Here is a 13,039-nt window from a genome sequence, read left to right as displayed (position 1 = left end):
TCATGGGACCAGTGGTTATTTTTAAAGCCGTCAATAATCAGGAGCAGCGAAAATATCTTTTCGAGCAACTGACTGCTATCGAAGGAGATATCCTTTTGAAAGGCAACGAGGACGAGTCTGAACACGTTCATGCCATTTCCATGAATGACTTAGGCCAGATCCAATGCATTTTAACGGATGGCGGGAGTTTCAAATTCTCCTTTAACAAAGTTCTGACGTGCTATTTCCGCGTGAACAATGACAAGTACATGTTCGAAGCCACGGCGATTCCTTTCGAGGGCGGCGTGAACCTAACGATTAAAGACTTGTTTCATTTGCAAAGAAGAAAAAACTTCCGCTACACCCTGCCGACGGGTTTCCAAGCGGATTGTTTGATTGCGACTTTGAATCAACAGCAATCAAACACGACATGCCGTCTGTTGGATGTATCCACTGAGGGCTGTGCTGTGCTGTTGACGGCAGATATGCCGACATTGCGTTTGGATGACCGCGTAGAAGCCGTGATCTTTATCGGCGAACGTGATCCCATTCCAGTACAGGGCTTCGTCAAAAACTTGCGCGTGCAAGGCGACGATATGGTCATTGGCTTGGAGTTCAATCACATCGCCAACGCCAGCGAATTCGCCATCATGAGCGCCATCGTCGAGATGCAACGCTCGGTCTATCAAAAGAAATCCGCATAATCGATTACACAAAATCGTTCAAAAAGGTTCAGCCGCAAGGCGGAGGACATTCCCCGCAGTGAAGGCGTGAACCTATCGGGCAGGAGTGGGATAATATAGTTTGTTGTCCCACATGCCTTCGTTGAAATACTGAATATTCGCTTTGAGTTTTTGAATCAGTTCGGCCTTGCGGGCTGCGGGCTCAGTCAGGACGTTATCGCCGTTTCTGTCGTTGATGCTAAACATCTCGGGCTCACTGCTACCCACAACCCAGCGCAAGCGGTAATCGTTTGCTAAAAGCTGATAAATGCCGTCGTTGAACGTCACCGCAACCTTGTCGCCCTTAACAAAGATCGAGCTTCCCATATAGTTCGTTTCTTTTTGGGGGATTTTTAAGAAATCCAAAATCGTCGGCAAAATATCAATCTGCTGCACGACCATGTTGGTGTCGACCTTGGGGAACTTGTATGTTGGATGATAAAAGAACAACGGAACTTTGTAATCCCCGACTTCATTCGTGTATTCCGGACGGTAATGCAAAGAGGTGTGATCCGCAGTGATCACGAACAAAGTGTTTTTAAACCAAGGCTGCTTTTCCGCTTCCTTGAAAAACTTTTCCAACGCCATATCCGTATAGGAAATAGTTTTCAAAATTGGCATTCGACCTTCTTTAAACGTCTCCACATATTTCTCTGGAACTTTAAACGGTTGATGCGAACTCAACGTGAAAACCGAGGTCATAAATGGCTGCTGAAAACCATTAACTTTGGTCAGCATCCACTGCAAGAACGGCTCATCCCAAATACCCCACACGCCATCATCATCGGCAGAGTTTCCGTATTCGGTTGAACCATAGTATTTTTCAACACCGGCACTTTGCATGAAAGAATCAAAGTACATCGTTCCATTATGTCCACCGTGAAAAAAGCTGGTGGAGTATTTTTTATCCGCGAGCAAAGTTCCCAGTCCCAGGAAATAATTCGAAGTAAATGGAGACGAAATAAAGGGCTCGCTCATCAAAGCGGGAATGCCCGCCATCACGGCTGCTACACCTTCGATCGAGCGACGACCATTGGCATAGGCGTGTTCAAACACCAGGGACTTTTTCATCAAAGAATCCAGGTACGGTGTACGCGTTTCTCCATCCACAGGACCCAGATATTCCGAACCAAAACTTTCCAGCATAATGATGACGATATTTTGCGGAGCCGCCGGTCTCCCCTGTTTATCCAGACTGGAACCAACCCGGGAACCATTCAAAAGCTTCAGCATGTCTTCGCGATTGGCAAAATACTTTTCATGTTTAATTTTTTTGGCACCATAGCTTTTGATAAACGTGAAGGTAGAATTTAAAACCAGATTATTCAAAAGTGGTGCTGTGAACACATTGGCATTCACAAAGTTGATGGGCTTCCGTTGAAATCCTCCGCGAATTCCGATCACGGCAAAAGCGAGGGCGATAAAAACCATCGCGCCGTGCGCACTCCATGCCTGCCAATGACTTTGCCAATGAACCTTTCCCGAACGATGCACAAGTTTCCATGCAAGGAACATAAAGGCCGCGACAATTAACGTATTGATCAAAAACAGAAGCCAATAGCTGCCAACAAAGTTAAGCATCTTACCTTGGGCTTCATTCAAAATAAAAATCGTGTCGTAAGTAAAGCGGCGACCGACAAAGTTAATAAACTCTGTATCCACCAAATTCAGAATCAAAAACGGAACATTGATCAGACAGAAAATTCCCCAAGTCATCTTCTCCCAGTAAGGATTCCAGCGAGCAGGCCAAGGAAAGAAACTTAAAAACAAAACCGGTGCGACACCACAAAACGCCGCCGACAAATCAAAACGCATTCCCACAAAGAACGCCCAAAAAATGTCCCCGAACGACTTAGAATGAAATAAATTCCAATTCCAAACCAAAAACTCTGCTCGCGCCAAAGCATAAAAAAGCATCGTAAGCAGAATCAAAGAAAAGATCTTAATAAGCCTCTGAGAATGTCCAAACATAGCCCCAGATCCTACACCGCCGCACTAAGTCAAACAAGACCCACCGCCACACCCAAATAAACCAAAACAAACCCACTCCCCTTGGCCCCCGCCCCCAATCCCAAACCCCAAACCCAAAAACCACATGCGCACAGCAAGATCGGTTGGATCAAGGCGCGCCGAGGAAGGCGTACTCCTCGTACGCCGACGAGAAGCAACGAAGAGCCAACCGATCTGGCGAAGCGCCACTGGACTTGGAAGGAAGCCTCTGGTAGGTTCCCCCCTATGACTCAAGAACAAATGCAAAAACGCCTGGAAGAGACTTACCCTAACTGTAAGATTGAGATTTTCGATCTGACTGGAACTCAAGATCATTGGGAAGTTTATGTGGAAAGCTCAAAATTCGCGGGCTTAACAAGAATCCAGCAGCACCAACAAGTGATGGCTTGCTTTGGACCAGAATTGAAAACTGGTGAAGTGCACGCACTCTCCATCAAAACAAAAATCGTTTAAGATAATTATTCAATAAGAGGATTTTATGTCTCCAACTCTACAAAAAATTGACGGTATCGTTAAAGGTAACAAAGTTGTGCTTTTCATGAAAGGCACTCAACAATTTCCAATGTGCGGCTTCTCGGCACGTGCATGCGCGATTCTTCAAGACATCGGCGTACAATTTCACGATGTGAACGTCCTTGAAGACGAAGAAATTCGTTCTGGTATTAAAGAGTACGGCAACTGGCCAACCATCCCTCAATTGTATATCAACCACCAACTTGTTGGCGGTTCTGACATCATGATGGAAATGTACCAATCTGGCGAATTGCAGGATCTACTTAAGTAGTCCCTGTCCCGCCGAAGCCTAAGGCAAAGGAGAGCTCAACATGAGATGTAATGTCGCTGTCTGGGATCGAGTCCTTAGGTTTCTAATTGGCGTGGGTTTGACCGCCTACGCTTTCGCCGGTGGTCCTTTCTGGACTTACATCGGTATCTACGGTCTATTCACTGCGGCTTGGGGCTTGTGTCCTATCTACGCATTCTTTAGAATAAGAACACTGAAAGATTTTTACCGACCCGTTCACGACCAGGAATAGGATTACAGCATGTCACCAGCTCTCCTCGAACTTGATAGCTTTCTAAAAAAAGACCAAATCAAAACTGACGAGGAAAGTTTAAAATACTGGGGCAAGGACTGGACGACTTATTTCGACATCAAGGCTACTGCCATCGTATTTCCTCACACTACTGAAGATGTGGCGTCTCTGGTAAAATGGGCACGCAAAAATAAAATCGCGTTGGTTCCATCAGGAGGTCGCACAGGTTTATCTGGTGCTGCTGTGGCAACTCAAGGCGAAGTGGTTGTTTCCTTTGATCAAATGAACAAGATCATGGACTTCAGCGCTGTGGATCAAACAGTCGTAATCCAAGCGGGTGTGGTGACGGAAACTCTGCAAGAGTTCGCCCATTCCAAAAATCTTTTCTATCCGGTGGATTTCGCAGCAACAGGTTCTTCGCAAATGGGCGGGAACATTTCTACCAATGCCGGCGGCATCAAAGTTGTACGCTACGGTTTGACTCGCGACTGGGTGGCTGGTCTTAAAGTTGTGACTGGCACGGGTGAAATCTTGGAGCTGAATAATGGTTTGGTAAAAAATGCGACTGGTTATGACCTTCGCCATTTGTTCATCGGCGCGGAAGGAACTCTGGGCTTTATCACCGAGGCGACAATTCGCCTGGCCCCTGCTCCCCCACCAATGAAAGTTTTGGTGATGGCCGTTAGCGGCCTTGAAGCTGTGATGAAAATTTTCGGTAAATTTAAAACTCAAACCTCACTTGTGGCATTTGAGATGTTTTCGGACAAAGCATTGGCAAAGGTTCTGGCGAACACAGGTTTACCAGCACCGCTTGAGACCTCTGCTTCATTCTATGTTTTGGCAGAAGTGGAAATCCGCTCTGAAGCAGACGAAGAAAAAGCATTGGAAGTATTCGGCCAATGCGCTGAAGACGGCTGGGTTATTGACGGCGTGATTTCTCAATCAGACACGCAGGCGACGACATTCTGGAGATATCGTGAAGATATCTCTGAGTCCTTGGCTAAATATTCTCCTTATAAAAACGATATCTCTGTGGCTATCTCCAAAGTTCCGCCATTCATGGTGGACTTGGATAAAGTTTTAGCAAGCGCTTACCCAACATGGGAAGTCGTGTGGTTCGGCCATATCGGTGATGGCAACTTGCACATCAATATCTTGCGCCCGGATGGCATGAGCAAAGAAGACTTCGTCAAAGAATGTCGCAAGGTCGACGTGATGGTTTTTGATGCGGTTAAAAAGTATCAGGGCTCAATCAGTGCCGAGCATGGTGTGGGTCTGACCAAGAAGTCATTCTTAAATTACACACGCTCTAATGCCGAAATTGAATTGATGAAAGGGATCAAAAAAGTATTTGATCCTGATAACATCATGAATCCCGGCAAAGTAATTTAGTATTCAAATTCTGACCAATCATTCAGATTGTATCTGATTAAGATCTTATGAAGCTTGTCAGAGCTTCGTGCATCGGCGAACCACTTCTGCAACCTGATGGGCAAATCTGCATGCGCCGTTTCGCCGGCATTTGAAACCAGACTTAACGTATTAAACCCCGTCAGCGATGTCGCCTGCAGCTCTAAATTCAACAACTGACGGCGCAACAAAGTGTAACGAATCACATTGTAATCACCCAAAGCCACATCCACGCGACGCTCACCTATCACTTTGATGACTTTATCAGCGACCTCCACACCTTCAAGTTTGATCGACTTTTTATACTCTTCTGGATCCAGACTGAAATCTGATTCCTGTCCGAGAGTGGCAAAGGCCACACGCATATTTTCCAAAGAGTTCTTATCCACCAGTCGCACTTTTACGCCTGGAGTAAAAAGAGCACCGGTATAGCTCACACCCAATTTGGTCAGAGCAATTTCAAATCCCGGCTGATAGCGAACCAGATAACTTGGTAAAACCGCAAAGTCTACCTTCTTGTCTTTCAAAGCCATGGTAAGATCCTTGTTGCGGAGATTCACGATTTTAAGTTGGAACTTATTCTTGGTGGCGAGGTCTTTCAGAATATCATACACATACCCTGTCCATTGATCCGCCCCTTTATCGCAAAGATAAGGACAGTGAGCTGCCATCCCGATACGTATCGTGACATTGCCCATGTCCTTAGCCAACGAAGCCGTCGGTTCAATAGAACGCGGATCAGAAAAACTTTTAGGTGGAGCAATCGGGACCGACAACCAACCTTTAAACTGAGAGAGAGTTTCCCGAGTCACTGGAAAAGTCGGAATTAATAATTTCGGCACCACAGGCTTTGTAGAAAAATACGCAATGACCTGTCGGGCAATTTCTCGCCCCATCTCTCCACAAAATTGAGCCGAGTCGATAACCGTCAAACGGTGGTCCCTGATATTGCCAACCGCCACCGGGTCCCCGTCTATGGTTGCATGCAAAATTTCTTTTCTGCCTTTATTCCAAAGTTTTTCAACGACCGTATTTCCGGCACCATCATTGATCGTGAAAACTAAATCGATGCTGCGCTTTTTAGGAAAATCTTTCAGCATAGAGGCCACGGCGTCGGTGGCACTTAAAGGGTCCACGGACTCGTAGCGTTTTAGCACTACGAACTTTCGATTGCGACTGCGAAGAGCATCAAAAAATCCATCGATACGATTGATCGCAGCGGAAACGCGCGTGTATTCGAACATCACGATCTTGATTTCTTGTCCCCTGGGGAAAAGACTTTCGACGTAAATACCATTATTCCATCCCGCCTGATAATTATCACTCGATACATAGGATTGAACTTTTGCATTTAAAATAAACTGATCAAAGGTAAAGACGGGGATTTTTTTTAGTCCCGCATCTTGAACTGCGCGACTGACCGTGGATATATCTGTGGGCTGAACGATCAACGCATCAGGATTTGATTCAATGGCACTTTCCAATTGATGAATTTGATTGGAAACTCCCAATCGCCCTTCTCCCGCCACATGGGGAATCAGATTGATATTTCGGGCACCGGTTTGATTGTATTTTTTGATTTCTTCCTCGAGGCCCCGGCGCATGGAAACTTGGGCTTCAATACGCGAACTCCAATAAAAAACATGGACGTCTAAATCCTTGGCAACGGCCGTAAGACTCGTTAGGGACAACAGCAAGAAGGGAATCGCGCTATGAAATTTCACCCCTCTATCTTAACAACAAAATGATTAAATCTCCCCTTAATGCGTATTTCAACTGTGAAACGACACATTGGCTCATTACATGGAGTCGCGAGCTCAAAATGGAAATGCAAACCCAAATTCATTTAGAACAACATTGCTCATCACCTTAAAATCAATTCGGAAGTCGCGGGACTTAAAAATCGCTGTAGAAAAGTGAAAAAAGGGTGTCGGAATAATGTCCACAGAGTGGCCACTCACTGAAGTCAAAAACTTCATGCGATAGCCATCAATGTCATAACATTCCGTGGTGCTTTGACGTCCGTTCGAACTCGTTGAACAGCGAGTCGGCGTTTGACGAGCATAAACTCCAAATGTGAGTCCCCACTGCGTTCTATCGGAAACTTGAAACATCTCACCGATCTGCAATGTGCCAGCAAGGTTGTCATAGCAATCTTTCACCACAGCGCCCAACAACATCAATCCGTCCTGGTCGACATATTCCAAGCCAAATCCTGGAGTGATCACCGTGCTACCATTGCCATCCATTTTGCGTGGCATATTAGCGGAGGCCTCTTCTGAAGGCTTCACGCCGTGAACCACGAATCCTGGAACTACCAAACTCAGTCCCTTCAATGGATTTTTCTTCACTGCCAATTTTTCAGAATAAGTTGAAGATTGATATTGAACAGCCCATGCTTGGGAACCTACAAACAACAGGAACAGCGAAATCCATTTCGCGGTTTTCATTCAAACCCCCTGATCTTGTGACACAACTCACAAGAACTCGGGTGCATGGAAATCTTTTCACTGAATTGTCACTAATTTATTAGAGGAGCTACACAACGGAAGCCATGTGCACCGTCCGTGTAAGCACGATTGTAGTCATAATCGATCGCAAAAACACCGGCTTCGCGACCATTGCTGGCACTACCGCCACGGAAGATCGCACTCGCTGGGCGAGCATTGGAAAGATAAGCGTAACCGAAACCACAGCGTTCGGTTGCATTCGAGGGATCCGCACAAGTTTTGCCTTGCGCCCCCAATAGCATCTTAAAGAAAGTTCCATCCGTCATCGCGGATAAAAAAGCATCCGTCGATGCATAAGTATCCGGATAAGTGTCTTTCACACCCTCCCAAGATCCTCCCGATAGATCCCACAGTACAGAACCGTTACTTAGTTTATGAGTGCGACGGAAGTTACGCCAAACTGTATCTGAACATGTCGCAGAGGCCGCAGGATAAGTGAATCCTGATAAGTTTACACAAGCTTCGGCATCATTTACGGAGGCTTCTTCTTGTGAAGAGTTGGAACGATTGCCTTGGTTCAGCTGGCCTGTGCCGACAATTCCGGAGCTCCAGTTGCTTGCTTGAGCCGAGATATTTCGAGCCACAGTATTCCACTGTGTATTGCTGATCAGGTCATAGCCGGCACCCAAAGCCTGACAGCTCGTGATCATTTGATCCACATTCAAAAGACGCCACGGAGTTCCGCTCGCGCGGGACTCCGCCACAAAACTGACATTGTAAGCTTGATAACCATCTGCATCGCCGGCGATTTTCATTTCATACTTAGCAAGACAGAACTCGCCCTGACGAGTTCCATTTTCACCGGGAACCAGAACGTAATTGGCAGGACACAAATCCGTCGTCGAAATTTTCCAAGTCGTCGCGTAAGAACCTGCAGTGACCGTGGAGGTCAAAGTGCCTGATGCCGGCGAAAAGGCCTTCAGTGAAAGAGTATCGCCTACGGTCGCTGTCACATTCCCACCCGCAGCAGCCCAATTCGCGCAAGGACTGATACAAACTTTTGCACCATTGGTGACGGTGACATTCACACTGCCAGCTCCACCCGTTAGCGTAAACGAATCACTTTCAAACTCGGTTGATGGTGTCGCATTTTGCAAGGACTTTACATAGAACGGCACGAGTGAACTTGTCCAAGTCACTGATGATACTGCAGATACATTCCCTGCTTTGTCTCGCGAGCGAATATCCAAACGATAAGCCGTTGCATCTGCCAAAGTTAAACCTGTGAGCTGCAACAGGGGACCTGCACCCACCGATGTCCATGTCTGCGCCTCCACCGAATCACTGACCCGTACTACACGAGCTTGATAATCTAGAAAGCCACTATGGGTTGCATCGGCCACTTCGTTTGCCGCTACGTTTTTCACAAATACTTTTGGCGAAACAGAAATCGATCCGACACCTTCGGCGCCTTCAACTTGGGCGATTGTAGGAACCACACTGGCTGTGGAATCCAGCACCACATCCACGGTCACGCAACTTGACTCATGTGAAAATCGATCCCGGTATTTGACCGAAATGCTTTTAAGACCTTCACTCGCCGTCAATGGCCAAGCCTTGGTCGCCGCATAATCTTCGTAAGTTCCCGATGCACACGTCGCCGAATTAGAAAGCTGCATTTGGTAAAGAGTCGCGTCCACCGCACTTAGATTGAAAGTCGGCGAAGCACTCTTTACAAAGTTCACCGAACTGCCATCGGTATAATCCGCGACCACCGCCAACGTGGGACTGGTCGGCGTCGACGTATCCAAAACAATGTGAGTACTCACACATGAAGTCACGGTTCCCTCTGCATTTTTGAACTGTACCGAAATATCTTTTGCCCCATCCGAAGCCGTCAGTGCATACCCCGTGAGTGTTGCGGCATAGGCGACCCACGAACCACCACTGCAGGTTGCATTGTTGGTAACTTTCATTTCTGTGGGATTGATCGAAGAAACAGAGAAAGTTAAATTGGGAGTGGCATCATCAGTGAATTGCAAACTGGAAACGGTCAAAGTTCCATCAACAGAAATGCTTTCCGGGGCCAAGGAACTGCCACCTTCAAGTTGCGTCAACGACAAATCCATCGTGCAGGCAGAAAGCCCCACAGCAAATACAATCGCTATGACGAAATATCGGATAAAAAGTTTCACAGATACGACCCCAAAGTATGAGGTACTAATCGGCTTTTTATGAGGCTCTCTGTATCGAGATTCTTAAAATGAAACGGCCTTTTTTATCGAAATTTTACAGAAACAAAAACAGGCTCATTTTTGAATTTCAGCTCTAGGGCTAATAAGACACACAAATAAAAAAGGCTCCGATCTACGGAGCCTTTTAAAGCCAAATTCAGCTTAGGAAACAGACTAGCGGCAAAGAGCCGTTACGCGAGAACGGAAACCATCAGTCACAGTCGTCGTGATGCAAGTAAGTTCTTTGCTGTTACAGTCATCAACAGTCACAATTTGACCGCCACGAACCATCAATACAGAGTTATTTTTTTTATCACACCAAGAGATGAATTCTGTAGGACCAGATTGAGGCTCATCACCATTGCCTTCGTATGGCATAACTTGGAATGCAAAGGCTGGTGCGGCGACAAGGATAGAAAGCGCAATCAATAGTGATTTCAAAAGGACCCCCAATTTTTTCGAGGTCCCGGATGTATCACGGGCACCGGATATGGACAACCCGGCTTGCAAAAATGTTATGGATGTAACGCTTAACTTTAGTAAACGACGCGGGTGCGGATTGAGCGCTCCAATTTTCCAATTTGCTCCGCCAAAGACTGAACCTGCGTGGCGTGGACATCCATCACCAGGTATCCGATTTCAGGGTCCGTGGAAAGATACTGCCCTTCGATATTTGCCCCTGCTTTCGAGATGATACCGTTGATTTCACCCAAAACCCCGGGCTCATTTCTGTGCACGTTCAATAGGCGCGAAGTTCCCTGTTTGACGGGCAAATCCACGTTTGGAAAGTTCACGGCACCCGATGTGGAACCGATGCGCAAATAGCGGCGGAAGCTTTCCGCAACCTCTAAACCGATCGCATATTGAGCCTCTTCCGTACTCCCCCCGATATGTGGAGTCAAAATCACATTTGGAATTCCTTGGAGTGGCGATGTAAACTTAACCTTGTTGGACGCAGGTTCTTCCGGAAACACGTCGATGGCGCAACCTGCGATGTGTTTTTCTTTAAGCGCTGCCACTAAATCCTCAATCACCACCACGGTCCCGCGGCTGGCATTGATCAGGTGCGCTCCCTTTTTCATCCAAGCCAGTTCCACTTTCGTGATCATGTCTTTGGTTTCTGCGGTTTCAGGAACATGCAATGTAACAAAGTCAGACTCGGCCAGCAGTTCCCCCAACGTCGCTTTGCCAACGGCATTGCCCAAAGGAAGTTTTTTAACGATGTCATAGAAAATCACACGAAGGCCCATCGACTCCGCCAAGACACTCACCTGACTGCCGATATGACCGTAGCCGACGATACCCAAAGTTTTGCCACGAACCTCATGGGCACCTTCTGCTGACTTCACCCAACCACCCAGATGCGCTTGCGTGTTGCGATCACCCAATTGACGAGCCAAAGAAATCATTTCAGCAATAACTAACTCGGCCACAGAACGCGTATTGGAGTGAGGTGCATTGAAAACAGGAACGCCCCATTTTCTGGCAGCAGGCAAATCTACTTGATTGGTACCGATGCAAAAACAACCAATCGTAAGAAGATGTTTGTTGGCTTCCAAAACTTTTTTCGTGATTTCAGTTTTTGAACGGATACCCAGCACCTGATAGTCCGGAAGAATTTTTAATAACTCTTCTTCAGATGGAGAGTGCGAGATCAAATCCACTTTGAAACCTTCATCGGAAAGTCTTTCTTTCGCGACGGCGTGGATGTTTTCAGTCAGAAGAATCTTAAGCTCGCTCATGCAGCCTCCATTACACGTCATTTTAGAGCTAAAACCTGACGGTCGTCACTACTGACCATGGGCATTAAGGGTGGTCAAAGGACCTTCGACGGGCCATCCTATATCCTATGGCAAAAACTCGAGTATTTTCCCTACTTATCGTTGATGATGATCCACTCATTCACCAATCGCTCAAGATGAGCCTGCCTTCTTACTGGAAGGTCTTTTCAGCGCAAAAGCTGGAAGCTGTTCAGTTTGAACGTTTTTACCATGCAGCTTTCGTAGACATGCACTTGGAGCCTAATAAACCAGCAGTCGGCCCCCAGGTGATCGAAAAACTTATGAAACACAATCCACAACTGGAAGTCGTCGCGATGTCGGGCGATTTAAGCCGCGAGTTGATGGAGTCTTGCCTTAAGGCTGGGGCGCAACGTTTCCTAGCAAAACCATTGATGCCTGAAGAGATCGCCATGGTGCTCGAAAAAATCGAAGCGCTTTGGGATCTGCGTACGGTCGATCCACATTCAGACCGTAACTCCACTCGCTGGGTGGGACAAAGCAAAGAATCTCAAACGATCAAAAAACGTCTGGCGGATTTGCGCGGTGAAAGCAAGCCCGTCTTGATCGAAGGCGAAACAGGTTGTGGTAAAGAAGTCGTCGCAAAACTCTTGCACGAACAAGAAGGCGAAAGACCGTTCATCGCCGTCAACATCGCTAGCATCCCTGATAATTTATTTGAATCCGAAATGTTTGGTCATGTGAAAGGTGCCTTCACCGGAGCTGATCAAAATAAAATCGGACTTGCCGAAGCTGCCAACGGTGGCGATTTATTCCTGGATGAAATCGAAGCCCTGCCCCTAACTCAACAAGCGAAGCTTTTGCGCTTTTTAGAAAGCGGCGAAGTTCGCAAGGTCGGCGCGAAAGAATCCATCACGGTGAAAGCCCGTGTGATTGTCGCTTCCAATAAGCCACTGGATAAAATGGTGGCTGCAGGCGAATTCCGCGAAGACCTTTTATACCGTCTTGCCTCTCAACGGGTTCAACTGCCACCTTTACGTGACCGCTTGGCCGACATTGATGAATTGGCTCAGCACTTTTTGGCAATGGAACGACCTCGTCGTAACAAGCAGTTTACAGAAGATGGTTTGGCGGCACTTAAAACTTACAACTGGCCGGGCAACGTGCGCGAACTAAAACGCGTGTGTGAGCAACTCAGTCTGACATCGCCCTTGCCGTTTATTCGCGCAGAGGATGTCAACCAGTGGTTAACACCAGCCGCCACTCCAGCTAAAGCTCCCTCTTACACTGTGATTGATTTCGCAAAAGGGCTAAATACTTTAGTTGATGAGTTCGAGGCGCATGTGATACGCACGGCGATGAAACAAACAAAGAGTATCGAAGAAGCTTCACAGCTTTTGCAGGTCTCCAGATCGAATCTTTATAAAAAGATCAGCGATTACAACATCCAAGAGGACTAAG

Annotated in this window: 12 protein-coding genes; 6 read left to right on the top strand and 6 right to left on the bottom strand. The window is 46.9% G+C overall.

The annotated features are described in order from the left end of the window. The first annotated feature begins 2 nt into the window (after window positions 1–2). Window positions 3–683: a PilZ domain-containing protein gene (locus DOM22_RS04435; RefSeq protein ID WP_142699218.1), complete on the top strand. Its 681-nt coding sequence runs from the start codon at window positions 3–5 to the stop codon at window positions 681–683. 72 nt (window positions 684–755) lie between these two features. Here the strand turns inward: DOM22_RS04435 and DOM22_RS04430 are convergent, their stop codons facing one another. Continuing rightward, window positions 756–2,672, bottom strand: a complete 1,917-nt coding sequence (locus tag DOM22_RS04430; RefSeq protein WP_142699217.1) for an LTA synthase family protein — start codon at window positions 2,670–2,672, stop codon at window positions 756–758. A gap of 264 nt (window positions 2,673–2,936) precedes the next feature. Here DOM22_RS04430 and DOM22_RS04425 point away from each other — a divergent pair, with 264 nt between their 5' ends. Genes DOM22_RS04425 through DOM22_RS04410 form a run of 4 tightly spaced genes read left to right on the top strand, consistent with a single transcriptional unit; the run spans window position 2,937 to window position 5,137 of the window. Continuing rightward, complete coding sequence (locus tag DOM22_RS04425; protein WP_142699216.1) at window positions 2,937–3,164, top strand: BolA/IbaG family iron-sulfur metabolism protein; 228 nt, start codon at window positions 2,937–2,939, stop codon at window positions 3,162–3,164. A gap of 25 nt (window positions 3,165–3,189) precedes the next feature. Next, entirely contained in the window at window positions 3,190–3,495 is a 306-nt protein-coding gene (grxD, locus tag DOM22_RS04420) for a Grx4 family monothiol glutaredoxin (RefSeq protein ID WP_142699215.1), read from the top strand. A gap of 40 nt (window positions 3,496–3,535) precedes the next feature. After that, window positions 3,536–3,745 carry a DUF2892 domain-containing protein gene (locus DOM22_RS04415; protein ID WP_142699214.1) on the top strand — a complete coding sequence of 70 codons (210 nt, stop codon included), beginning with the start codon at window positions 3,536–3,538 and terminating at the stop codon, window positions 3,743–3,745. 9 nt (window positions 3,746–3,754) lie between these two features. Beyond that, entirely contained in the window at window positions 3,755–5,137 is a 1,383-nt protein-coding gene (locus tag DOM22_RS04410) for an FAD-binding oxidoreductase (RefSeq protein ID WP_142699213.1), read from the top strand. On the opposite strand, the gene DOM22_RS04405 is transcribed toward DOM22_RS04410, so the two are convergent. The 5 genes from DOM22_RS04405 to serA all read right to left on the bottom strand — a co-directional run bounded on the left by DOM22_RS04405 (window position 5,134) and on the right by serA (window position 11,581). Continuing rightward, a complete protein-coding gene (locus tag DOM22_RS04405) occupies window positions 5,134–6,879 on the bottom strand; it encodes a substrate-binding domain-containing protein (RefSeq protein ID WP_142699212.1) in 1,746 nt (581 codons plus the stop codon). The genes DOM22_RS04410 and DOM22_RS04405 overlap by 4 nt on opposite strands. Before the next feature lie 93 nt (window positions 6,880–6,972). Next, a complete protein-coding gene (locus DOM22_RS04400; protein ID WP_142699211.1) occupies window positions 6,973–7,605 on the bottom strand; it encodes a hypothetical protein in 633 nt (210 codons plus the stop codon). A gap of 71 nt (window positions 7,606–7,676) precedes the next feature. After that, on the bottom strand, window positions 7,677–9,800 hold the full coding sequence (locus DOM22_RS04395; RefSeq protein WP_142699210.1) for a hypothetical protein: 2,124 nt from the start codon (window positions 9,798–9,800) through the stop codon (window positions 7,677–7,679). Between the two features lie 213 nt (window positions 9,801–10,013). Beyond that, window positions 10,014–10,280, bottom strand: a complete 267-nt coding sequence (locus tag DOM22_RS04390; RefSeq protein ID WP_142699209.1) for a hypothetical protein — start codon at window positions 10,278–10,280, stop codon at window positions 10,014–10,016. Between the two features lie 95 nt (window positions 10,281–10,375). Beyond that, complete coding sequence (gene serA / locus DOM22_RS04385) at window positions 10,376–11,581, bottom strand: phosphoglycerate dehydrogenase (RefSeq protein WP_142699208.1); 1,206 nt, start codon at window positions 11,579–11,581, stop codon at window positions 10,376–10,378. Window positions 11,582–11,688: 107 nt separating this feature from the next. Between serA and DOM22_RS04380 the strand changes: the two genes are divergently transcribed. Then, the gene (locus DOM22_RS04380; RefSeq protein WP_142699207.1) at window positions 11,689–13,038 is read left to right on the top strand and encodes a sigma-54 dependent transcriptional regulator; all 1,350 of its coding nucleotides are present in this window, start codon (window positions 11,689–11,691) and stop codon (window positions 13,036–13,038) included. The last annotated feature ends 1 nt before the right edge of the window (window position 13,039 follow it).

It is taken from the genome of Bdellovibrio sp. ZAP7, from assembly GCF_006874645.1.
Classification (GTDB): Bacteria; Bdellovibrionota; Bdellovibrionia; order Bdellovibrionales; family Bdellovibrionaceae; genus Bdellovibrio.
Note: the sequence above shows the minus strand (reverse complement) of the source record. Positions and strands in the feature narration are given on the sequence as shown.